Annotated in this window: 16 protein-coding genes; 6 read left to right on the plus strand and 10 right to left on the minus strand. The window is 64.7% G+C overall.

Annotation, left to right across the window (positions count from 1 at the left end; all coding sequences use genetic code 11):
• The first annotated feature begins 21 nt into the window (after nucleotides 1-21).
• Nucleotides 22-1,347 (plus strand): glycosyltransferase, encoded by a 1,326-nt coding sequence (locus KF886_14830; protein ID MBX3178632.1) that lies wholly within the window; start codon nucleotides 22-24, stop codon nucleotides 1,345-1,347.
• A 512-nt stretch (nucleotides 1,348-1,859) separates the two neighbouring features.
• Here KF886_14830 and KF886_14835 read toward each other — a convergent pair.
• On the minus strand, nucleotides 1,860-3,311 hold the full coding sequence (locus KF886_14835) for a sodium:solute symporter family protein (protein MBX3178633.1): 1,452 nt from the start codon (nucleotides 3,309-3,311) through the stop codon (nucleotides 1,860-1,862).
• A gap of 341 nt (nucleotides 3,312-3,652) precedes the next feature.
• On the opposite strand from KF886_14835, the gene KF886_14840 reads away from it, so the two are divergent.
• On the plus strand, nucleotides 3,653-5,014 hold the full coding sequence (locus KF886_14840) for a hypothetical protein (protein MBX3178634.1): 1,362 nt from the start codon (nucleotides 3,653-3,655) through the stop codon (nucleotides 5,012-5,014).
• Between the two features lie 95 nt (nucleotides 5,015-5,109).
• Complete coding sequence (locus KF886_14845; protein ID MBX3178635.1) at nucleotides 5,110-6,066, plus strand: haloacid dehalogenase-like hydrolase; 957 nt, start codon at nucleotides 5,110-5,112, stop codon at nucleotides 6,064-6,066.
• 62 nt (nucleotides 6,067-6,128) lie between these two features.
• Here the strand turns inward: KF886_14845 and KF886_14850 are convergent, their stop codons facing one another.
• On the minus strand, nucleotides 6,129-7,181 hold the full coding sequence (locus KF886_14850; GenBank protein ID MBX3178636.1) for a DUF1559 domain-containing protein: 1,053 nt from the start codon (nucleotides 7,179-7,181) through the stop codon (nucleotides 6,129-6,131).
• Nucleotides 7,182-7,788: 607 nt separating this feature from the next.
• On the opposite strand from KF886_14850, the gene KF886_14855 reads away from it, so the two are divergent.
• Nucleotides 7,789-8,259, plus strand: coding sequence for a DNA starvation/stationary phase protection protein (locus tag KF886_14855; protein MBX3178637.1), 471 nt, complete (start codon nucleotides 7,789-7,791; stop codon nucleotides 8,257-8,259).
• Nucleotides 8,256-8,702, plus strand: coding sequence for a transcriptional repressor (locus KF886_14860; protein ID MBX3178638.1), 447 nt, complete (start codon nucleotides 8,256-8,258; stop codon nucleotides 8,700-8,702). The genes KF886_14855 and KF886_14860 overlap by 4 nt, the downstream gene beginning before the upstream one ends.
• A gap of 17 nt (nucleotides 8,703-8,719) precedes the next feature.
• On the opposite strand, the gene KF886_14865 is transcribed toward KF886_14860, so the two are convergent.
• The 4 genes from KF886_14865 to amrS form a co-directional block, all read right to left on the minus strand.
• Nucleotides 8,720-10,405 (minus strand): hypothetical protein, encoded by a 1,686-nt coding sequence (locus tag KF886_14865; protein ID MBX3178639.1) that lies wholly within the window; start codon nucleotides 10,403-10,405, stop codon nucleotides 8,720-8,722.
• 273 nt (nucleotides 10,406-10,678) lie between these two features.
• The gene (locus KF886_14870; GenBank protein ID MBX3178640.1) at nucleotides 10,679-13,558 is read right to left on the minus strand and encodes a carboxypeptidase regulatory-like domain-containing protein; all 2,880 of its coding nucleotides are present in this window, start codon (nucleotides 13,556-13,558) and stop codon (nucleotides 10,679-10,681) included.
• Nucleotides 13,559-13,677: 119 nt separating this feature from the next.
• Nucleotides 13,678-14,778: a hypothetical protein gene (locus tag KF886_14875; protein MBX3178641.1), complete on the minus strand. Its 1,101-nt coding sequence runs from the start codon at nucleotides 14,776-14,778 to the stop codon at nucleotides 13,678-13,680.
• A gap of 320 nt (nucleotides 14,779-15,098) precedes the next feature.
• Nucleotides 15,099-16,205, minus strand: a complete 1,107-nt coding sequence (gene amrS / locus KF886_14880) for an AmmeMemoRadiSam system radical SAM enzyme (protein ID MBX3178642.1) — start codon at nucleotides 16,203-16,205, stop codon at nucleotides 15,099-15,101.
• Between the two features lie 115 nt (nucleotides 16,206-16,320).
• Here amrS and KF886_14885 point away from each other — a divergent pair, with 115 nt between their 5' ends.
• Entirely contained in the window at nucleotides 16,321-16,737 is a 417-nt protein-coding gene (locus tag KF886_14885; protein ID MBX3178643.1) for a secondary thiamine-phosphate synthase enzyme YjbQ, read from the plus strand.
• 924 nt (nucleotides 16,738-17,661) lie between these two features.
• Here KF886_14885 and KF886_14890 read toward each other — a convergent pair.
• From KF886_14890 to KF886_14905, 4 genes are all read right to left on the minus strand, one after another.
• Complete coding sequence (locus KF886_14890) at nucleotides 17,662-18,666, minus strand: NAD-dependent epimerase/dehydratase family protein (GenBank protein ID MBX3178644.1); 1,005 nt, start codon at nucleotides 18,664-18,666, stop codon at nucleotides 17,662-17,664.
• 27 nt (nucleotides 18,667-18,693) lie between these two features.
• Complete coding sequence (deoC, locus tag KF886_14895) at nucleotides 18,694-19,338, minus strand: deoxyribose-phosphate aldolase (GenBank protein ID MBX3178645.1); 645 nt, start codon at nucleotides 19,336-19,338, stop codon at nucleotides 18,694-18,696.
• A gap of 118 nt (nucleotides 19,339-19,456) precedes the next feature.
• A complete protein-coding gene (locus tag KF886_14900) occupies nucleotides 19,457-22,720 on the minus strand; it encodes an ABC transporter permease (GenBank protein MBX3178646.1) in 3,264 nt (1,087 codons plus the stop codon).
• Nucleotides 22,720-23,409 (minus strand): ABC transporter ATP-binding protein, encoded by a 690-nt coding sequence (locus tag KF886_14905; GenBank protein ID MBX3178647.1) that lies wholly within the window; start codon nucleotides 23,407-23,409, stop codon nucleotides 22,720-22,722. The genes KF886_14900 and KF886_14905 overlap by 1 nt, the downstream gene beginning before the upstream one ends.
• Between the last annotated feature and the right edge of the window lie 9 nt (nucleotides 23,410-23,418).

The raw sequence follows: 23,418 nt of genomic DNA on the forward strand, positions 1-23,418 counted from the left end.
ACTCATGGTAGAGTGTGCGCCATGTCACGCACCACCCAAAACGCCGCCATCGACCTATCGATCATCATACCCAGCAAGAACGAAGGGCCGAACCTCGACGCGTTGTTGCCCGCCCTTCAGGAGGCCCTGCGGGAACTCGATATTCACGCCGAGATCCTGGTCGTCGATGCGGCGTCGGACGATGGCGCGCCGGATATTGTCGCCTCGCATGGCGCCCGATACCTGGCGGAACAGGGAACAGGATATGGCAACGCCATATTGACCGGCGCGCGCCATGCCCTCGGTAGGTATATTCTGACCATGGACGCGGATCATTCACATCCCGCACGGTTTATTTCCGACCTCTGGCATGCGCGGGAGCGCGCGGATCTGATCATCGCCTCGCGCTATACGGTCGGCGGCAGCGCGGATCAGCCCTTTATCCGGTTGTGTCTGAGCAAGCTGCTCAACGCGTTTTTTCGGATTGGTCTGGATTTGCCTGCGTCGGATCTTTCCAGCGGTTTTCGACTGTATCACAGCCGCGTTTTTCGTCGGTTTGAGCCAAAATACACGAGTTTCGTGATGCTTGTGGAAGTCCTCCTCCACGCGCTACGGGACGGGCGCGACGTCGCAGAAATCCCATTCCAATACGCACCCCGCGACCACGGCGTCTCCAACGCGCGCGTCATCCTGTTCGGCATCGAGTACTGCCGGCTCTTCCACCAGATGTGGCGCATACGAAATTCCTGCACCTTTCCCGATTACGACTGGCGCGCCTACCGAAGCCGGATTCCGTTGCAGCGCTGGTGGCACCACCGGCGGGTCCATCATATTCTGCGCTTCACCGCCGGTGAGCTCCCGCTTATCGATGTGGGGTGCGGGAGTTCGCGAATCCTGGGGATGCTGCCGCCCGGCGCCGTGGGGGTGGATATGCACCTGGGGAAGCTCCGCTTCCAGCGGCGGTCCGGGAAGCCGCGGCTCCAGGCCGATGGTTGCCGGCTGCCGTTTGCCGATGCCACCGTGGGGACCATCGTGAATTCGCAGGTCATCGAACACATTCCGGACGAGGGCGGCGCGCTGCTCGACGAGTTCGCGCGGGTGCTGCGGCCCGGCGGAGAGTTGATCATCGGCACGCCGGACTACGGGCGGTGGGAATGGCGCGTGACGGAGTGGGTATACGACCGGGTCGTGCCGGACGCCTATGGGCAGGAGCACGTGAACCCCTATACATTCGAGACGCTCACCAGCGCGTTGCGGGCGCGGGGTTTTGAAATCCTTGACCACGCGTACATCGCCCGGGGCGAGTTGATTGTGAAGGCGCGAAAGCACGGCGATCCGGTGGGGGATATCGATGCCATGGCGATATAGCCCGGCATTCCTGTGGCTCATCCGGTTTGAGGGTACATCGGCAACGATGGCGGCAAATAGGAGTAGTTTGCTGGGTTCTCTTTTCCGGGCGGCGATGCTATGAGCGGATAGAAGATTCTCTGGAGCTTGTCTGTAGCGCAGACGGTATACTCGGCAGCAGAAACGCATTCTTTCGGCCCGAAGGGCCAACGCAGTTTTCAGCCCCGGGCAACGCCCGGGGTTTGAGCGGCGGGTTTGTTGTACGCCCTGAAAGGGCAGCACAGTTGAACTTCAGAAACGCTGGACTGGATCACCACTGCGCTGCCCTTTCAGGGCGGGGAACGTGGTGTCCCCGTGTTCCCCGGGCGTTGCCCAGGGCTGGGAGCTGCACTGGCCCTTCGGGCCGAAAGACCAGTCGATACGATTACTCCGACAGAGGCCCCAACCAGCATACATTGGCGGTTCCGGATAATTCGGGCACGGAGAAACGCCTGTGAATAGTCCCGTACGCTCAAACCGGATGATCCATTTCTTCACTCCCCCCGCATCTCCATCTCGGCGCGCTCTCTTGCCAGGATGTCGAGCGCCTCCGCCGGCGGTACGGCATTGGGCGGGCTGAGGTAGCTGCCCAGCACCCCCGCCAGCGCCGCGCAAATCACGGCCGGTATGCTGGGGTTGCCCCAGAAAGCGATCCAGGCGGGCACGTTCAGGACTACAATGGCGCAGAGGGCGCCACCGGCCAAGGCGGCGATACCGCCCTGCCAGGTGGCCCGCTTCCAGTACCGGCCCATCATGGCGCAGACAAACAGGCCGCTCAGCACCAGCGATATCATGTACTGGATGTAGTCGATGATGCCGGTGGCGGCGAGGGTAAAGAGCAGCGCCAGTCCGGTAATGCCCGCCACACCCCAGCGCGACGCGGCGACGGCCTTTTCGCGGGCGGGCATGCGACCGGCAAACAGGATCCATACGTCGCGCAGCAGGATGGACACCGCCGCAATGACATCCGAACTGGCTGAAGACAGGGTGGCGCTCAGCCCGGCGATCAGGACTGCGAGACCCAGGCCGGCGGGCAGCACCTCCGAGGCGACGAAGGGGAAGGCGAAATTGGCGTTTTCGAGGCCGGGGTCGAGTTGGAAAGCGGCCATGCCGATGATGGCGGGAATGAAGGAAAAAAGAAGATACAGGAGGCCGCTCAGGTAAAAGCTCCTCTTGACCGTCTGTTCGGAGTCGGACGAATAGATGCGCTGGCGAAATGCCGGGGTGGCCATCACGCCCACAAAAATGGCGAACGCCAGTGACGCCGAGGGCAACAATTGCCCGCCCCGAAGAAAAGCAAATTGCTCCGGCTGCGCAAAGTCGACCACTCCGCTGAATCCGCCTGTCCCCGCGACGGCCATGCCCGCAATGAGCAAGAAGCCCACAAACAAAACGACGGCCTGCAAGGTGTCGGTCCACACCACCGCCATGTAGCCGCCGATAACGACATAAACCCCAAATCCCAGGGCGACGATGATCTTGGCGTAGAGCAGGTCGATGCCCACAACCCAGGCCAGGTACATGCCGCCGCCCAGGATGTGCGCCCCAAGCCAGCCCGCCGAGGCAAGCACCATGATCAGGGCGATCAGGCTTTTGAGGGTCTTGTTGGCGCCGTAATAAAAAGCGATCTCCTCCGCAAAGGTCATGAAATTGTACCTCCGCACATGACCAAACAGCGCCGCCAGCAGCAGGATGCCCGCCGCGCCGCCGATGCCATAGAGGGAACCGGCCCAGCCGTCGCTGTACCCTTTACCGATCGCGCCCATGCTCGACCCGGTGCCCACCATCGTGGCGACGGTGGTGCCGAGCATGAGAAAAAGCGGCACGCGGCGATCGCCGAGCAGAAAATCTTCCCCCGATGCCTGCCGGCGGGAGAGGCGGACGCTCAGGGCAATCAGTGCGGCGATGTACACCAGGAAAGCGGTCAGAAACAGGCCGGCACTTATGGGCGGTATAGTTCGGCTGTGGGAGGATAGGGATTCAATAACGATGCGGTTGCCGAAATTCCCATGCGCTTTGATTCTTCCCCCTCGGAGCAGCGGGCCTGCGCGAGGAACGGCGCATGGCTGTTCTCACGCCCGCCAACGGCCAAGTTAAGAAACATGGGGCTACCCTCCAGACTATCTCCTGCCCCCGATATACACCAGACGCCGCGCGGCCTTCAATGCGCGGTTCAGCGCGGCGGATGATTCCGGCGCCCGGGACACGGTACAATACCGGTTCGCTCCACGCGCCCGATCAGTGGCGCGTGATTCCACACATAATCCCCACACGAGGTTCTGTTTCCATGTCCGCAAACCGCGACGCGCTCGAAGCCCAGTTGAATGATTTCTCCGCCGAAAAGCGCGAGGAGGCGCTCGATGCGCTGCTCGATCTTGCCGCGGACGGCCTCATTGAACTGCCGGAACCAACCCGGGCCTTTAACCTGCACTGCCACTCCTTTTTCTCCTTCAACGGCTACGGCTATTCACCCACAGCCCTCGCCTGGATCGCCCGGTGTAAAGGGCTGTCCGCGCTGGGTATCGTTGACTTTGACGTGGTGGACGGCGTGGACGAATTCCTCTCCGCCTGCAAGCTGCTGGGCATCCGCGCCGGCGCGGGCATGGAAACCCGCATCTTCATTCCGGAATTCGCCGACCGGGTCATCAATTCTCCCGGCGAGCCGGGCATCTGTTACTACATGGCGTCCGGGCTTACGACCTCCAACGTTTCGGACGGCGCCCTGGTGCACGAGCTCAAGCGGATCTCCGCCGGGCGCACCCGCAATCTGGTCGAGCGCGTGAATACCCTGCTCGACGCCACCGCCCTGGATTTCGAGGCCGATGTGCTGCCGCTTACGCCGAACGGCAACGCGACCGAGCGGCATGTATGCGCGGCATACGACGCCCGGGCGAAAGCCGCGTTTCCCGATCCCGCCGACCGCGCCGCCTACTGGGCGAAGAAGCTCGATACGCCGGTGGAGAAGATTGCGGCAATTCTCGATGACGGGCCCGCGCTTCAGGGGCTCATCCGCTCCAAGACCATGAAGTCCGGCGGCGTGGGGTATGTCCAGCCGGATGGCGCGGACTTCCCCCGGATGGAGCAGGTGAACCAGTTCGCGGTCGAGTCGGGCGGCTTTCCCATGCACACCTGGCTCGATGGCCTTTCGGACGGGGAACAGGCCATCGAGGAGTTGCTGGACCTGGCGATGGGCAAGGGCGCCGCCGCGCTGAACATCATTCCTGATCGCAACTGGAACATCGCCGATCCGGCGGTGCGCGCGAAAAAAGTGGAAGCCCTTCACCATGTCGTGCGCATCGCGAGCGATCGCAACCTGCCGGTCATGGTTGGCACCGAGCTTAACGCCCACGGGCAGCCCTTCGCCGACAATTTCGACGCGCCCGAGATGGCGCCGCTGTTCGATAGCTTCCAGCGGGGCGCGTTTATCCTGCACGCCCACACCGTGTTGCAGAGCGTCGGGGGCATGGGCTATCTCAGTCCCTGGGCGGCCCGCCATTTTCCGGGCGCGGTCGAACGAAACGCCTGGTTCGCGAAGCTCGGCGCCGAGGTGCTCTACCCCGATGTCGTCGCGGCCGAGATGGTGGATGACGAACTGGCGCCGGACCGCGTGCTCGAGATTCTGAGCGCCGTCGATCCCACAGACGTGTGACGCGGTCGCGGCGGCGCGACGCGGCCGGGCTTGAAGCGTAGTCGGGCGTGCGCTACCGTAATGCGACCCGATAACACTTCACAAGGATCCCGCCGATGAGCGACAAGGGCCTCTTTCTTCAGAACATCATTGCGATTATCTGGGACTTCGACAAGACCCTGACCCCGCAGTACATGCAGGCGCCGCTTTTTCGTGCGTACGGCGTGAACGAGAAGCAGTTCTGGAAAGAGGTGAACCGGCTCCCCGCCTTCTACCAGCGCGCCGGGGTGCACCTGCATCCCGACACCTGTTATCTTGGCCATCTCCTCACGTATGTGAAGGAGGGCATCATGCCCGATCTCACCAACGCGCGCCTGCGCGAACTCGGGGCTGAAATCGAGTTCTTCCCCGGGATCCCGCAGCTCTTCGGGGAGCTGAAGGATATTTTGCTCGCGCCGGAGTACCAGGAGGGCGACTTGCGGCTCGAGCACTACGTGGTGAGCACGGGGATCGCGGAAATGATCCGCGGTTCCCGCATTGCCGATTACCTGAGCGGCATCTGGGCCTCGGAATTCATCGAAGCGCCCGCGCGGCCCGGCGAAGACCTGGACGGAATGCCCGGATCCGGGCCGATTTCACAGATCGCCGGCTTTCTGGATAACACGACGAAGACCCGCGCCATCTTCGAAATCAACAAGGGGGTGCACAAGCTCAAGGGCGTGTCGGTGAATGACCTCATTCCCGAGGAAGACCGGCGCGTGCCCATGAAGAACATGATCTACGTGGCGGATGGCCCGAGCGATATCCCGAGTTTTTCCGTGGTGCGCAAGCACGGCGGCCTCGCGTATGCGGTTTTCCAGCAGGAATCGGAATCCCAGTTTGCCCAGGTCGTGGATCTGCTTCACGCGGACCGCGTAGACGCCTACGGCCCCGCCGACTACACCAGCCACAGCCAAACCGCCATGTGGCTCCGGCTCCAGGTGCGCAAGATCGCCAACCGCATGTTGGCCGAGCGGGAAAAGGCGCTGCACAGCCGCCGGGGCGGCAGCCCGGTTCACCTGGGCGAGGAATAGCGAAAAAAAAGCGGCTGGACGCCCGGGGGCGTCCAGCCGCGAAATCGCGCAAGGCAGACCGATCAGCCGGCCGCGCCAACCACCCACGCCATCGCGGGGGAAGTGAAGTCCTTACCGGGATACTTTTCGAACGCCACGTGGCCATCCATGTAGAGGATGTTGGAGCCGCCGGGAATGTGGTTGTACAGTTCCGGCACCGTACCCATGAGGTCGCTCACCATCGGAATCTGGCTCTGGGCCTGCGCGGACGCGCCCGGATTGTTGATGTCCGTGATCAGGAAGCGCTCGACGCCTTCACGGAGGCGCAGGATGGTGTTGCCCGAACCGCCGCTGCCGAAGTTCTGGTTGCACAGTGAAACGCCCAGCGCGCCCGCTATAGCGTTCACTTCCGTACCGCAGAGGTTGATGTCCGAATCAAATTTCGCCGCCTGGAGATTGTAATTGACTTCGTTGGCGGAGCCGGTCGGAATCGTCGCATGAACGCCTGCGATGTATGCGAACGCACCCAGAATCTGGCCGGAGATCATGGTGCCCGCGGGAGGCGGCGCGCTGCCGAAGGCCACCAGCACGGCGCCGGGTACGTTTTCGGCGTCCGCTTGATCGAGCAGCCAGCCCATGTAGTAATAGCTCTCGTCCGCCGCTGCCCAGCCGGCCGCCTGGCCGCCATAATTGGACAGGCTGAACGAGTTGCACGGGATGTGCAGCCAGGGTTCGCCCGTGGTCGGGTTATTCACCAGGCCGGGATCCGGTTCCGACGGGCAAACAATGACGTTCGCATCGGTCAGGTACTCGGGAAAAATGTGATCGGGCTGCGCGAAGTACGCCGTACGGCCTCGACCGGTGAAGGGCAACTGCGCGTTCGGCACGCCCGGGGTCACGTTGCAGTTGTAGCCCGGTTTGCCCTGAGCCTGGGCGATACGCGGAAACTTTTCGCCCGTAGACTCGTTGGCGTACATCTTGAATACCAACCCCAACTGCTTCAGGTTATTCTGGCAGCTCGCGCGCCGCGCGGCCTCGCGGGCGCGCGCCAGCGCGGGAAGCAGAATCGCGGCGAGAATGCCGATGATCGCGATGACCACCAGCAACTCGATCAAAGTAAAGCCTTTGCGTTTCATTACTCTCGTTCCTTGCATAAGTTCCAGTTGAACACAGTGTAAAACCAATGATGACCACGGAATTATCCGGTCAGGCTGAACCCACCGGCGGACCGGTACGCCTTCGATGGCGCTTTGCTGAGTATTCACCTCCTTTCGGTCCAAGGCCGACTACAACGCCCCCAAAGCTGGAGCCGAATTCGCCTCGCTCAGCCCTATTATTATGGAATCGGCACTTTTTGTCAATGGGGTACTTACCGATAAGTAGGTCGGCAACATGAAATGTCGATTTTCAAGGAATTCGGCCAAGTGCAGTACAGTCAGGGGTACCGATTCAGGATGTCGTCGATATCGATGATTTTGGATACCTTCAGGCTCGCACCAGGACGGTGTCGGTTGAACCGATAGAGGCTTAAAACGAGATATTATTGAAATATATGCGGAATAAACACAATAATAAGGATAAGCGATGTATATCGGGTAGGCAAGATTCCCGCTTCCCTTCCACGCTACCTTTCGGCCGCCTCAATGCCGCCAACACGATTCCACCGCCTGGTCATCGGGCAGTTGACAAAAGCGCTGGGGCATGTTATATTAGATTCAGTCCAAACAAAGGAGGTTCTGAAATATGAAACTGCATTCTCAAACCCTTCCCGAAGATATCGCCCGGCAGGTGGCCGCACCCCTTCAAGAGACCGTGGTAGACTATATCAGTCTGGCGTCCGTGGCGCGGCAGGCCCACTGGGCCGTGGTCGGCCGCGAGTTCCGATCCTTCCACGGATACATGGACGAACTGGGCGCCGAACTGGCCACCTTGATCGACGAGACGGCCGAGCGCATGCTTGCGGTGGGCGAATTGCCGCGCGGTCAGGTACAGTATGTGGCCGAGCACACGGGTGTGGAGCCCTTGCCGGCGGACTTCATCCAGAAGGGCGATCTGGTGACGGCGCTGAGCGAGCGGATAGTCGCGGTGGTCAAGCGTATCCGCGCTCGGATAGAGGTAGCCGAAAAGCTCGACCCGGTCAGCGCCGATCTGTTGATTGGCGCGGCGGCGGGTCTGGAGAAAACGTTGTGGATGTTGCAGGCGGAAAACAAATAGACGCCGTGTCCGTGGAAGACCGGATCCGGACGGCCGGACTCCGGGTCACGGGCCCGCGCGTTCAGGTGTTCAAGCTGCTTGAAACCCTGGGCGGCCACCACAGCGCCGACGATCTGGTGCAGCGGCTGGCCGTCCAGGGGGCGGGGCTTTCCCGGGCGTCGGTGTTCAACGTGTTGAACGACCTGACCAAGTGCGGGCTGATCATGCTGTGCGACGCGGGGCCGGGCCGGGCCTACTACGAAGTCTATGACCGGTGGCACCACCACTTTGTCTGCCGGCAGTGCGGCGAGATCTACGATGTGCCGTGCGCGGTGAATGCCAAGCCCTGTCTCGAGGCGTCCCTTCCCGGGCCGGGCTTTGCGGTGGACGAGGCCCAGGTGATCTTTCGCGGGCTCTGCCCGATCTGCAATCCGGCGCCCGAGCCGGGACTTGTAATGGCCTGACCCTTCGCCCGGGCGCGTCAGGTGGCGCGGGTATCGAGATGGCTGGGGAGCCATCCGACGATAACCTGTTGCGACTCTTCGTGCCAGAAGAAGTAAATGCGCAGGCAATGTATGGCCTCGCGGGCGTTACCGCGCTTGAGGTGGGATTCGAGGAACTGGCGCGACCCCGAGTGTGGCGGGTAGTCCACGAAATAGGTCTCCCCCTCTTCGCCCGCGCGGTGCTTTCGCAGGGAACCGCTACATTCCAGCCCCTGCCGCATCAGCCCGTCCTCCCAGCGCTTGTTCGCGCCGTTGTGGCCGAGGCGCATGTCGCGGTAGGGGCCGGCCAGCAGTTCCAACGCCGCGCAGACGCGACCGATGTCGTCGTACTCCGCTTTTTTCAGGGCGCGTGCCGCGCGCGGGTGCAGTTCGAGGCGGCCCACGAAGCGCTCGCCAATCCAGGTCGCCAGCTCCCGATATTCCGTGGGCAGGGGACGCTCCGCGGCGGGTTCCGGCAGATTCTGCGTGGCCAGTGTGGCGCGCAGGGATTCGTTGTACGCACGGAGCCGCGCGTTTTCCTCGCGGAAATAGTCCCGCTCGTGCTCAGCGGTCTCGGCAAGCGCCATGGCCGTTTCGGACTCGTCCCGGGCTTCCCGCGCCTGCTCCCGGAGGGCCTCGATTTCGTTTTCGTAGAGTTCGCGCCAGGCCTCTCCGTCCTCGCCTTGTCTGCGGATATAGGCCGCGCGGATCGTCCGCGCCTCCGGCACGAATATGCAGTCGCGCCAGTTCACCCGTTTGTTCGCGGCGTGTTCCCGCAGGCGCGCTACGAGGAAGCGCTCGAAAGCCGTTGGGCCCGCGTGCTCGCCGCGGTAGTCTTCGTGGCGCCAGCGCCGGATCTTCTCCGGGCGCGCGAGCGGGTGCATGGCCGCCGTGTCCTCATCGTAGTCGAGCCCCGGCATGTAGGTGCGCACGGCGCCGCGTCCGGCGGCCCAGGTCTCGCCCGCCAAGTCGGACCAGTGCATCTCGAGGTGCGGCGGGAGCGTGGCGACGTAGGCGAAGCCCTGCACGTGGCTCGCGAGGTTCTCCGGGTCGATGAAGAACGCGGGCGCGCCGTCGCGGGCGGACTGCGTCAGGAGCACGGCGGGCATATTGCGCGTGGGGTCCAGCAGGAAGTCCTCGAAGTCCTGCAGGGCGGCGAAGTTTTCCAGATGCCACGGGCGCCCGTTGATCAGGCGCGCTTCGGCCAGCGGGAAGCGCGCCGCGAGGTCCACAACGACCCGGGGGCGGGTCAGGGTGATGGGATCGCGGGCGTAGTCCAGCGAGGCGCACTGCACGCGCACGCCGAAGGAAAGCCGGTTCTCCACGCGGCGCAGGGCGATGTCGGTGGTCCATGTGCGCCCGGGCACGGCGGCCTGCCCCGCCAGGGGGGCGTCCGGCTGTTCGAGGCGAACGGCCCACACGCCCTCCTCGGGGACGGGCGCGGCGGACAGCTTCTGGCCGTGTTCGTCGCACTCGAAGGGTTCGCCCGCGAAGGCCTCGGGCGGCAGGTCCACCGGGAATTTGCCCTGGAGCCAGTCGAGGATGATCTGCCGGGAGTCCCGGAGGACTTCTCCCGGATCCGCGATGCGCACGGGGCGGATGTAGGCCGCAAGCTGGAAGGCCGTGCGGATCTGCGCGCGACCGGGGCGGATGCTCATGCGTTCGGGTGCGGGTTCGGGCGACACGTCGGAATTTCCCCTCCGGGCTGCGTCCACGGGCTCCGGCGCGTTTTCGCGCGGCCCCGCGCTAAGCATAGCCCGTGCGCGGCGGTTTTACAAGTGGTGGGGCGTGGACAGTTGACAGTTGACAGTTGACAGTTGACAGTTGACGGCAGGGACGGCAGGGACGGCAGGGACGGCAGGGGCGGCAGGGGCGGCAGGGGCGGCAGGGGCGGCAGGGGTTCGCGGTGACTAAAGAAGACCACGCGGCCTCGCGGCTTGTTGCGTCGTGGCGTTTTGTCAGTCGAGTGCGAGTTCCACGCGGGTCTCGTGGCCGGAGATGAGTTCCGCTTCGGTTTCGGTGGAGCTGGCCGAGCGATCCGCGTTGTGGGCCTGAATGTGGACGGGTCCGGGCGGCGCATTTGGCCGGCGCGCCACGCCCTCATCGTTTGTGAAGATTGTTTCCGGCCCTGAGTCGAAGGTCAGCGTCACCATCGCGCGGGACACGGGCTGGCCATCCTGTGTGACGGCGACGTGCAGTTCCGCAGCGGACACCAACTGGATTTCGAATGGCGCGTCTGTGTTCGCGAGCAGAATCTCTCCCACGCCTTCCACCGGGTGAATTGCGCTCAGGTGCAGGGGCTTTCCGGGTTCGGGGGCGTGGAGGGAGAAGGCGCCGTCCGGCCCGGAGGTTGCGGGCGCGTGGCTGGCCATAACCATGGCGTTTCGAGGCAGCGGCCCGTGGAAGACGAAGGCGCCGCCCACGCCCGCGCCGCCTGGGCCGATTACTCGGCCTTGAACCGCTTCGCGGGGCGTCAGCGTGATGACGATGTCGTCTTGCAGCCCGCCTGGCCGCGCAGCGGGCGGGTGCGCGCGCCCCACCGCGTATCCCTGCGCGCGCGCGACGATGTCGTGGCTGCCGGCTTCCACGGTGAGTTCGAAAGCGCCGTGCTCGTTGGCGAAGCTCTTCCAGGCGGCGTTCATGGCGCCGTAGGCGCCTGGAATCGCGCCGCGCCCGACGGCTGCGGCCTCGAACGCGGTTACAGGCTGTCCGTCCGGGCGCAGGACGACCCCGCGCAACCGGGCCATACCGCTTACCACCAGCACCACGCCGCTGTCGCCGGCGGAGACCAGTTCACCAGGATTCGTGGGGTGGCCCTGGAGCGATGCCGTGAGGCGGTAGTTTCCCTCCGACAGGCCGGCAAACCTGAATGCGCCGCCGGGTCCCGATCGCGTGCCGGACTGCATCAGGTACTGGCGTTCGCCCAATTCCTTCATCAGCGTTACGGAGGCTCCGATTACAGGGGCGCCGTCCTGGTCGACGGTCGTTCCGGAAATTTCCAGCAGGTCACCGCCTTTGTAGATCAGGCGGAGATCCCTCACTTGCTGGCCGGGCTTCAGGGTGAGCGCCATCAGGGTCTGTTGTTCGCCGTGCCCCGGGGTCGCGGTCAATTCGTAGGCGCCCGGGGGCATGTTTGGAAACACGAAGCGCCCGTCTGGGCCGGTATGCGTGGCGTTGGGCACGGCGAAGTGCCCTTTTTCCGACGTTATGGCCGCCATCCGCGCGACGACGGGCCGATTGCGGCTGTCCACGACCATGCCTGCGATAAGGCCGTCCCGCGGCACATCCAGCGCCAGGTCGATCCCGTCAAGCCCCTCCGGCGGAACGAACAGCGGGCCATAGACGCTGCTTGCCGCGCCCGCCGCGGTCGCCTGGATGGTAATTTCCTGCCCCGGCTGAATGTTTGCCAGCGTATACGCGCCATCTGGCCCGCTCGTGCCCATGTCCTGCCAGCCTTGGGCCCTGCCGCGCACATCCGCGCCGGCCACCGGCTCGCCGGCGGCGTCGAGGACGCGCCCGCTTACCGTGATACCGCGCAGGAGAAAAATGTCGATGCCTTCGCGGATCATGCCGGGCTCCACGCCGGCGGTGGGGAAGTTTCTCGATCCGCCAATATTGGGAAAGCCGGCCACGCGGCCCGGGTTCAGGCTGTAGTTCCCGGCGGACAGGCCGGTGATTTCATAGGCGCCGTTTTCAGCGCTCGGGCTGGAGACGATACGAAAGCTGCGGCCCGCCTCGGGCATCGCGGTGACTTCCACGCCCGGGATACCCGCCCCGCTTTCCTGGTCCAAGACGCGGCCACGGACTATGCCGCCGGGCGTCAATTCGATAGCGAGATCTTCGATCGGACGGTTTGACAAGGTCAGCTGAAGCGGGGCGGCGGACATTACGTTGCCGTCTTTCCGCGCGCTCAACAGGTAGTCGCCCGGCCCCACGGCGCCGAAGATGAATCGCCCATCCGCGCGGCTGTTGGCCGCGATCTCCGGCGACGGCGTCTCGTCCCCCTTGAGAAGGAGCCGCGCGCCTTCCACGGGTTCTCCATCCAGCGTGACGGCGCCGGCAATGGCCAGCCCGGGTTCGAGCCGGATTTCCAGATCCGGCGTGCCGGACGCGACCTCCGCGATCCGCTTTGGCGCATAGCCCTCCGCGACCGCCTCGATATCCCAGGTTCCGGGGCTGACATAGGAAAACTCGAAGCGGCCATCCGGATCGCTGCGTACCGAAGCGCCGCGCACGAGGTGCGGGGAGATGCGCTTGCCGCCGTGCAGCAGCGGCGACAGGATTGCATCCGCGACGGGGGTTCCCGCCGGATCCAGCACCACGCCCGCGATGGGTCCGGACGCATGCAACACAATCGCGCGGTTCGCGACGGGCGATCCGGGTTCCAGCAGGACAGTCTCCTGCGCCGCTTCGCCGCCGAGGTTGGCCTGCAACAGATGCCACCCCAGCGGCAGCGATTCGAGGGTGAACACCCCGGAGTCGCCGGCCACGGCGGCAGGCGGCTCTCCACGGGGCGCCTCCGGCGGCCAGTTTCGCGGCACGAACACCGCTTGAACCCGCGCCCCAACGGCCAGGGAACCGTCCGGGCGATATACGACGCCGTGGATCGCGCCGGGGTCTTCAACCGTTGGGCTGGGTGTATTCCGTTCATCGATCCGCGGCGTCTCGGAAACCTGGCTTGTGGGAGCGCCTTCGGCCCGCGTTACGGTTGCGCGTGTGTCCGTGGATGAAATCGTCGGCTCGGGTTCGCGACCACGCCCGGCGTAATAAAGAAGGAATACGGCGGCCAGGAACGCCACGGCAATCAAAGGCAGTTTCCAAGAGCACTTGGTATTCATTGTTGGCTTCCGGCTTTCGGTGTTAACGCATATTCGCGGGATATCCCCGGGGGACGAATTGGCTTGGCATGGGGTACGTACTCAAAAGCGCAGTCTTGTGCGCCGCGCTCGATCCGAATTCAAGGAAATGGAGGAAGTGCCGAAGGCTCATGACCGAAGCTATCGGTTGCGCCCCGCATGAGTTCCTCGCGCGCTTTTTCAAACTCAATCCGCGCATCGGAAGGGAGCTTATCAAGAGGGACCCACTCTCCGGCCCAATACGCTTTCTCCGTGCGCTCCCGCCCGCCGGGGGAAAAGTCGGTCAGTTGCGTTTCTTCCTTTTCGAAGGCCATAGCCTCTATGGTGAAGCGCGACTCCGGTATTTCCTCGCCGAGGCGCACCGCGTTGACGGTGAACTCGGCATTTTCGGTATTGGCAAAGCGGGAAATCCGTCCGGATTTCGGGAACCACTGTCCACCCGGGAGTTGCTGTAGTTCAGTTGTGGTTTCATGAGATTGGGAAAATCCCCGGAACTCCGTCACCAGGTAGCCGCGAGACGCATCCACGACGAATTCATACCAGGGTCCCGTGCGTTTTCCGCGGATGCGGTCCGATCGGATCAGATATTGCGTTGATGCGCCGGCTTCCTGAGTTGTTATGGTCCAGTTATACATAGGGGGGTCATACTTATTTTGGATTTCATAGGCTTCGCTGACACGCAGTGAGCCCACGCTAAAGCCAAATTGGAGTATGTCGGGATTGGGAAACATCGGGAGGAAGGTCTCGACGGGGATGTATAGGTCCTGCCGGCTGTCATAGCGGTAGATGTGCAGGAACTTGGGCCGCTTCCAGAACATCGCCAGGTAGCGGTCGTTTGCGACCACGATACAACTGACATCACTGGTGCGTCCGGTTCCCCGCCAGACGTGCTTCAGGTCCAGATCCTGATGGTAGGAATCGCCCCGGCGCCAGAGTCGGGTGTGCCCCTCGGAGATCATGGCGTTGTCGGGGGCGTCTTTGACGGCCGTTGAATCGGGCGCGGCCCCGGATGTTTTGCGCCAGGTAAACTCCACATACATGGGGTCCGTTCGGTCCAGGGCTGCGTCACACTGTGCAATGACCGATCTCAGGAGATCCAGATCTGTATTCGATTGCGCCCTGGCGGCCGCCGTGAGAAGGGTGGCCAGGAGAATCGCGGCAAAGGCGGGGATTCGGCGGGATCGGGTACTCGGGTTGTTCATCGCAGTACTCCCTCACCTTGAGTTTGCAATCGTCAACTGCCGTACTTGGGTAGTCTGGCACGGATTTCGGGGAATTGCAATACTGAATTTTTTTTGGAGGTTTCAGGGCCGGAATGCTGAATGGTTCTTGTTGGGGTGTTCCGAGGAGCGGAACGGGATGCATTCCCACGGGGGACCGTGGGAACGAGATCGACAGTTGACAGTTGGCTTTAGGCTTTAGACTGGAGGCTTTAGGCTGGATGCTACAGGGCACGGTCAATCCGCCTGCGGCGGACAGGGCCGCTTGGCCGTGGCACACCCGAAGGGGGTGGGGGCTTTTGTCAGATGTGCAGGGCGCGGGGGGCGCCGGTTCCGGTGCTTTCGAGGGGCGGGTTGCCTTCCCAGACGCCGGGGATATCGCGCTGGCAGCGGGGGCAGTTGCGTCCGGCCATGCGGTTCTGGACGACGTAGAAGCCGTGGCGGCGGATGAGGATTTCGCCGCAGCCGGGGCAGGCGGTGTGTTCGCGATCGCCGAACTGGCCGGGGAGGTTGCCGGGGTAAACGAAGTTGAGTCCGGCTTCGCGCCCGATTTCCCAGGCGCGTTTGAGGGTTTCGGCGGGGGTGCGCCCGGTGTCGTTCATCTTGTAGTCGGGGTGGAAGGCGGTGATGTGCCAGGGGATGTCGGGGGAGATGCCGGCGAGGAAACGGGCGATGTCGCCGAGCTCTTCGTCGGTGTCGTTGAATTCGGGGATAACGAGGGTGACAATTTCGACCCAGAAGCCGAGGGTGTGGAGGCGTCCGATGGTGTCGAGGACGGTCTGGAGCTTGCAGCCGAGCTGGCGGTAGGAGCGGTCCTGGAAGCTCTTGAGGTCGACTTTGTAGAGGGAGACCCAGGGCTGGAGGAATTCGATGACTTCGGGGGTGGCGTTGCCGTTGCTGACGAAGCCGCAGACGATTTCGGCCTTGTGCGCCTCCTCGAATACGGCGGCCGCCCAGTCGGCGGTGATGAGGGGTTCGTTGTAGGTGCTGACGATGACCGGCGCCTCTTCCTGGACGGCGCGCGCGACGAGTTGCTTGGGGGTGACGAAGCGGGGCATGGCCACGGCGGCCTCGTCGCGGAGGGCCTGGCTGGTGACCCAGTTCTGGCAGTAGGCGCAGTGGAGGTCGCAGCCGAGCATGCCGAAGGAGAGGGCGTCGCGCCCCGGGAAGGCGTGGTAGAAGGGCTTTTTCTCGATGGGGTCGACCTGGAGTCCGGCGACGTAGCCCCAGGGGACGTGGAGGGCGCCGCCCTGGTTGAAGCGGACCTTGCAGACGCCGGCGCGTCCGGGGCGGATGAGGCAGCGGTGGCCGCAGGCGACGCAGCGTATGGCGCCGTCCTTTTCGGGGATCGCGAGCGCGGGCGGGGCCGTGCTCGTGTGGTTTTCGAGCAATTCCTTCAATCCGAGCATGGCGTTTGTCATGGTGGCCTCCTCGGCGGCGTGGTCCGCCGGCTGCCTGGCGGCGCTGCATTCCCTCTTCCCGCTATTGTATCATGCCGGGCGGGGGGCGGCGGAAAGGATTGGCATGACGCACCAGGACGATATCGCGCTGGAAACGCGGCGCGAGGGAGAAATGCACGACATCACGGCGGAGGTCGCGCGGATCGTGCGGGCTTCGGGCATCCAGACGGGCACGGCGCACGTGTTTAATGTGGGCAGCACGGCGGCCATCGGGACCATCGAGTTTGAGCCGGGGCTGGCGCACGACCTGCCGCACGAACTGGGGCGCCTGTTTCCCCCGGGAACGCATTACGGGCACGAGAAGGCGTGGCATGATGGGAACGGTCATTCGCACTTGCAGGCGACGTTGCTGGGCCCGGATCTGACGGTTCCGGTGCGCGGAGGAGCGCTGGTGCTGGGGACGTGGCAGCAGATCTTTCACCTGGAGTGCGATATCAAGCCGCGGCGGCGGACCGTGGTGGTTACGGTGACGGGGGATTGAGGGGGTTGCGGGGGTGGGGAATGCAGGACGTGGCAGCCGCTGGCCGCAACCGAAAAGGGGATCACCACGAAGGGCGCGAAGGTCGCGAAGAAGAAATGCGAAGCGCTTTAACCGCAGAGAACGCAAAGAGCGCATAGGGTGATTTATTGTACGCAGATGGATAAGGTGGTTGAGTGACGGCGCGCTTTTTTTAACCACGAATGAACACCAATGCACACGAATGCATTCGGAATAGCTGCGGGCGGCGGTCAGGTTTCTGGTTCATCCGATTTTGGCGTACTTGGACCGCCGATTAGTGTCTGGCGAATGAAGATAACTCCAGTCTCTACATGGGCGGCCAAATTGGGTCAGCCTTCCAGGCTGACGCAAGGCACGCCCCGGATCCGGCGAGGCTCGTTGGGCCTGAAATTACTCGCCGTGAATTTCGTCTGCGCGGCCCCGGCCGAAGGAGGTTGGGCATCTTGCCCGACGCAAGGTGAGCGCGGGAAAGAAAGCAGCCGTGGGGTTTGTATCCATGGCGCCGCGCCACTTTGCCGGCGAATGTGTCGGCTGTATTGACTTGTAGCGTTTGTTGTGTCAGGCAGGGATGCCTAACCTCCTGTTGCGCCGCTCGTTTGAGGGATTGTTGGCGGAATTTTGGTGATCGTTGCTCCCGGCACACGAAGGCGCCGGGGCGCCATCGCGTGGCACAGGGGATTGTCGCGATGTTGGAGGATTGGGGTTGCGCCGCTGCGGGTATGCCCGCGATCCTGGACCGCGAAATGCGTCTGTGGCATTGGCAGGAGGCAGGGGCATTGGGATCCTGGGCTGCCGCCGTGTCAGGCAAGATGCCTGATCCGCCTACGGCGGACTTTCAGCCCACGTTGGCGCACCATGGAACGCGTCAGTCACGCTTCACTGCTCAGGTCTCCCCAGCTCCGCGACCTAGCGTTCGCCGAGGTAGGCGTTGAGGTTGGCGGCGTAGTAGTCGCGGGTGCGGGCGAGGCCTTCTTCGAGCGGTACGCGGGGGCTCCAGCCGATGGCTTCGCGGATGCGCGCGCTGGAGATGGACACGTCGCCGACGTCCATGGCCTTCCAGTCGTCGGGCCAGGGGACGCGCACGACGGATCCGCGCCCGGTGACGGCGACGACCTTCTCGGCGAAATCGGCGATGGCGTATTCGTCGTCGCCGGCGGCGAAGTAGACTTCGCCGGCGGTCTCGGGGGCCAGGGCGACTTCGATGAGGGCCTCCACGCAGTCCTCCACATAGAGGACGTTGCGCCGCTGCGCGCCTTCGCCGTAGAGGGTGAGGTTTTTCCCCTGGAGGGCCAGGCCGATGAAGAAGTTGAGCACGCCGGCGTCGCTGCTGCGAATATTGGCGCGCGGACCGTAGATGTTCGCCAGGCGCACGACGGTCGCGCGCACGCCGTGGACGTGGTGGTAGATCAGGTGGTACTTCTCGGCGACGCTCTTGTTGGCCGAGTAGATGTCCAGCGGGAACTCGGGGTGCAGTTCATCAATCGGGCTGACCCGCATCGCGCCACACTGCGTGCTGGTGCCGATATAGACCACGCGCGCGCCGGGATTGTCCCTTCGGATGGATTCGAGAACGTTCATCGATCCCTTGCAGTTGATGTTGATGTCGAGGAAGGGATCCTGCAGCGAGTAGCTGTGCGAGGTGTGGCCCGCGCAGTGGAAGACGAGATCCTGATCGCGGACGGCGCGGTTGATCAGGTTGTAGTCGCGGATGTCGTTGTGGATGACGCGGATGCGGTCGCGGGAACCGTCGAGGTTGTGCGGGTTACCCCCGCCGTGGTCGAGGAGCGAGTCGTAGACCGTGACCTCCGCGCCGCGGTCCGCGCAGCGGATGGCCAGGTTGCTTCCGATGAAGCCCAGCCCGCCGAGCACGAGCACGCGTTTGCCAGCCAGCGCCCTGTCCAATGGCCCGATCCTCCCTTGTGGCGCGAACGCCGCCCGCTACTCCGGGATGTCTTCGAGTATCTCGATGCCCGCGCTGGTGCCGATGCGCGAGGCGCCGGCGCGCAGCATGGTCATGGCATCGCCGAAGGTGCGTATACCGCCGGCGGCCTTGACGCCGAGCGCGTCGCCGACGGCGGTCTTCATGAGGTGCACGTCCTCGGCGGTGGCCCCTCCGCTGCCGAAGCCGGTGGCGGTTTTGACGTAGGCGGCGCCGGCGCGGCGGCTCATCTCGCAGACGGCGATCTTCTCGTCGCGGGTGAGGTAGCTACACTCGAGAATGACCTTGACGGGCGTGCCGGAAATGGCCTTGACGACGGCGGCGATCTCGCGTTCGACGTAGCTGGGATAACCCGACTTCAGGGCGCCGATGTTGATCACCATGTCGATTTCGGTGGCGCCGTTGCGGACGGCGTCGCGCGCCTCTTCCACCTTCATCTGCGCGGTGCTCGCGCCGAGGGGGAAGGCGATGCAGGCGTTAACGCCGACCGCGCTGCCCGCCAGTTTTTTGGCGCAGAACGAGGTCCACGCGGGATTGACGGTTACGGTGGCGAACTTGTACTGGAGGGCTTCCTCGCAGAGTTCGCGGATGTCCACCTCGGTGGCGTACGCCCGGAGCATGGTGTGGTCGATAAGCCGGGCCATATTTGCGCGTTTCAAGTCGAGAATTCCTTCGTGGGCCGGCGTGCGCCGGGGCGTGCCGCGATGCGTGGACGGTATCGTATCATGGAGACCCGCGCTGACTGCAATTTCATTGCCGCCTTCACTCACCACGCAGCGCGTCGAAGCGTTCGCGCCGGTAGCCGAGCAGGATGGCCGCCGCGGTGCATCCGCCGGACAGCGCGAAGACGAGCAGGGCCAGGTTGATCTGCGTGGCGGCGTTGACGGGGCTGTTGGTGGCGAGTATGGCGGGGATCACGGCGAGCGAGGCGGCGAGCAGGCCCGCGCCGAGTCCCGCCGCAAGGAGGAAACCGTACTCCAGGTAGAGCAGGCGGACGATGGCCGCGTGGCGGAATCCGAGCGCGCCGAGCATGGCGAGTTCGCCGCGCCGCTCCAGCAGGTTACGCAGCACGACCACGCCCATGCCCGCGCTGCCGATGGCGAGGCCGAGGCCGCCGAGCACGAGGAACATGGCGAGGTAGGTGGTCTCCACGGCGTAGAATTCCTGGATGCGTTCCACGGGGGGGATGGAGTCCAGCCCGAAGCGGTCAAAGCCTCGGTTTAGCTCCTGGGTCAGTGTCTCCAGCCGATCGCCCGGCGCGTCGATGAGAAACATCCGGAAACCATCCTCCGCGGGGAAGAGGCGCGTGAAGTTTTCGTCGCTCATGAGAATCTTGCCCTGGAATACGCTCAGGCGCATCGGCAGCGCGCCCACGAGCTTCACGCGGACCTCCTGTCCCGCTTCGTCCTGGTAGACGAGGTAGTCGCCCTTCTCCGGGTGCGCGGTTTTCTTGAGGGTCCACATGGCGGTGTTCGCGTCGCCCGCGAGCGCGGGGATGGCGCCGTCCGCGAGCGGCGTGTTGAGGCGGTTCCAGAGTTCTTCGGCTTCGTCTTCGGGAGCAAAGGCCTTGCGCGCCGCGAACTCGGCCACGTTTACGCCGAGGATCCCGGGGCGCTGCGCGTGGTTCAGGTTGAGGCAGCTGGCGTCGTCGCCATCGCGCACTTTCAGCGATGCGACGTCGATATCCGGGTCGTTCTTCAGGCGTTCCGGCGTTTCGAGCAGGGGAAAGGTGGACTCGGCGAGGAGCGCGAAGCCGCCGGTTCCCGAAGAGCGCAGGTGGGCGGTGGCGTAGAGGTCTTCATGCATCGCGGAGACGGCGAAGACGAGGAAGGCGCCGCCGCCGAGCAGCGCGACCGTGGCCAGGCTGCGTCCCCGCCGCCGGGCCACGTTCTGGAGGGCGAGCGCGGGCAGGGTCAGCCGGCTTGTGGCACGATCGCGGACCAGGGCGAGGAGTGCATAGCGGCAGAGGCCGAAGGCGGAGAGCAGGAGGATCGTGCCGGCGCCGAAGCCGATGAGCGCGGCGTTGTGGGCGGAGAAGAGTAGCGGAAAGAGCATAACCAGGATCGCGATCGCGCAACCGGCGATCCCGAGATAGAACGTCAGGCGCGGCGCGCGCCCTGCCCCGGACGCGACGAGGGATTGGGAGAAGTCGATGGTGAGGAGCTCCCGGGCGGGCCGCTTCATGTGTTTGCGGAGCGCGGCGAACATGGTGGCGAGCGCGCAGGCGAAGCTGATGGCGGCGCCCAGGGTTAGGCTTGAGCCGGTGGCGTGGTACTGAATTGAGGCGTTCGCGAGCGCGCCCTGCCAGTAGTTGGCGAGGCCGTAGAGCAGGCCGCGCGTGTAGAACGTGGCGAGTACCGCGCCGAGCAGGGCGCCCGCAAGCGCCACCGCCGCGCCCTCGGCCAGGTAGAGGCGGCGGACCTGCGCGTGGCGGAATCCGACGGCGAGCAGCATGCCGATCTGGGCCATGCGGTGCTGGATGCCGAAGACGAAGAGGAGGCCGGTGAGGAGCAGCGCGGCGGCGATGAGGAAGAAGCTCATGCCGATGAAGAGGCCGCCGAAGTCCATGGCCTGATCGACGGCGGCGAGGGCCTGTTCCTTCACGGGGATAAAGACCATGCCGGCGTAGGCCGGGTCCATCTCGGCGCGGAGATGTTCCTTCGCGCGTTCGGCGACATCCGCGCCGCCCGTGTAACGCACGGCGGTCAGATCGCCGAAGCGATTGCCCCACATGGCCTGACCGGCGGCCAGGGTGACGATGGCCTTCGGGGTCTGGCGGTAGGCGTCCCAGTATTCCTCGTTGGCCTCGTCCGCGAGCTTCTCGTCCTCCATCGGGAGGCCGATATCCCAGTCCGCGCAACTGTCGACATCGGTCAGGCCGGGAAATTCGGGGGCCAGGTCCCGTTCGATGGCGACCTCGTCCATGGGGAGGATGGCGCGAACGACGAAATCGCGGGTGCGCTCCTCGAAGTCGTTGTTCGGCAACAGCGCGGAGTAGGCCATGGTGATGGGATTGCCGGGTTTCGCGCCGATCTCATCCGCGAGCCACTGGTTGATGAGTAACTCGTCGTCGCGCATGTCTTCCGGGGCTGGGCCGGCCACGACGAAGGAGTAGGGGGTTGCGCGCCCGCCGGTTTCGAGGCTGTTGACGAGGTAGGTGAGCGTGCCCCGGGCCCCTTCGAAGCCGCGGGCGGCTCGGGCGGCCTCTTCGGGCAGGAAGACCCGGTCCGCCTCCAATTGCACGATGCCGCCGGGATGCTCCGAGAAGCGGAGGCCGAGATCCTCCGGGGTCCAGACGGTTGCCAGGGCGCTTTCGAGCGCGGCGGTATCGGATCCCGCCGCGGCGAAGAGGACGTTTGCGCGACCCGGCAAGTCGATGTAGCCCTGCAGCGAGGCCAGGTCCACAAAGGCGTTGTAAGGCGCGACCTGCGTCGCGGAGAGGCTGTAGCGGCCTATCTCCTCGTCGGAAAGGACCGCGGCAACCGTGTACACGCGGCGGACGGAGCGATCCTCGTCGCGGGCCGAAAGGCCGGCGTCGCGCGGGAGCAGGGAGGGCTTTTCCACCCGCAAATCGACTTCGTCGCCGGCCTCGACGCCGAGGGCTTCGGCGAGCTTGGCGCCGAGCGCGGTTTCGTTGGGGCCGAGCGCGCGATCGGCGCCGGCGGCGAGCGCCCAGAATCGTGTGTCCACGCCGAGGACTTCGACCCGGTTGATCTGTTGGCGCTCGTCAGCGGTTTCGCCCTGGTAGATGGCCATGCCGCGGAGGTGGAGCGCCGGGGCGGTCATTACGCCGGCCTCCGATTCGATGGCCGGGGCGAGGCGATCGGCGAAATACTGGCCGCGGGTGGCGATGGCGTGTTCGATACCGCCCAGCCGGAGCTCGGCGAAGCGGCGCAGGGAGTAGTCCACGGAATCGCCGACGAGCAACGAACCGGTGAGGACGGCGGCGGCGAGCGTGACCCCGGCGAGCACGCCGGCGTGCATGCGCGCGTAGTGGCGGAGGCTGTCGAGGACGAGGCGCAGCATCAGGCGGCCTCATCGCGCAGCGCGCCGCCGGCGAGGGCGTAGATCCGCGCCATTTTCCGGGCGACGTCGGGGGCATGGGTCACCACGATGAGCGCCATGCCTTCTTCCGCGTTCAATTCGAGCATGAGATCCGTGAGGGCCTCCGCGCCCTCCTGGCTGAGCGATCCGGTGGGCTCGTCGGCGAGGAGCAGGGCGGGCCGGTTGATGAGCGCGCGCACGACGGCGACCCGCTGCCGTTCGCCGCCGGAGAGCTGGCCGGGCCGGGCATGCATCCGATCGGCCAGGCCAACCCGTTCCAGCAGCTTTGCGGCGCGATCCGCCACGTCGCCGGCGTCGCGCTGGACGAGGGTTGGCACGAGCACGTTTTCCAGCGCGGTGCACTGCGGGAGGAGGTGGTGGTGCTGAAACACGAAGCCGATGGCGCTGTTCCGGAAGGCGGCGCGCCGGGCCTCGTCGAATCCGTCGAGGCGGTCGCCGCGAAAGAGGATCGCGCCGCTGGTGGGCGTGTCGAGGAGTCCCGCCAGGTTCAGCAGGGTGCTCTTGCCGCAGCCGGAAGGGCCCACGATGGCGACCGTTTCACCGGTCGTGACGGTCAGATTGGCGCCCTGCAATACGGCGGTGGTGGGGTCCGCCGGGTCGTAGGTCTTGCTGATATCCCGCAGTTCGATCAGGGGGGCGGTATCGGTCACGGTCTGTAG

The sequence above is a fragment of the Candidatus Hydrogenedentota bacterium genome, assembly GCA_019637335.1.
Taxonomy (GTDB): Bacteria; Hydrogenedentota; Hydrogenedentia; order Hydrogenedentales; family JAEUWI01; genus JAEUWI01.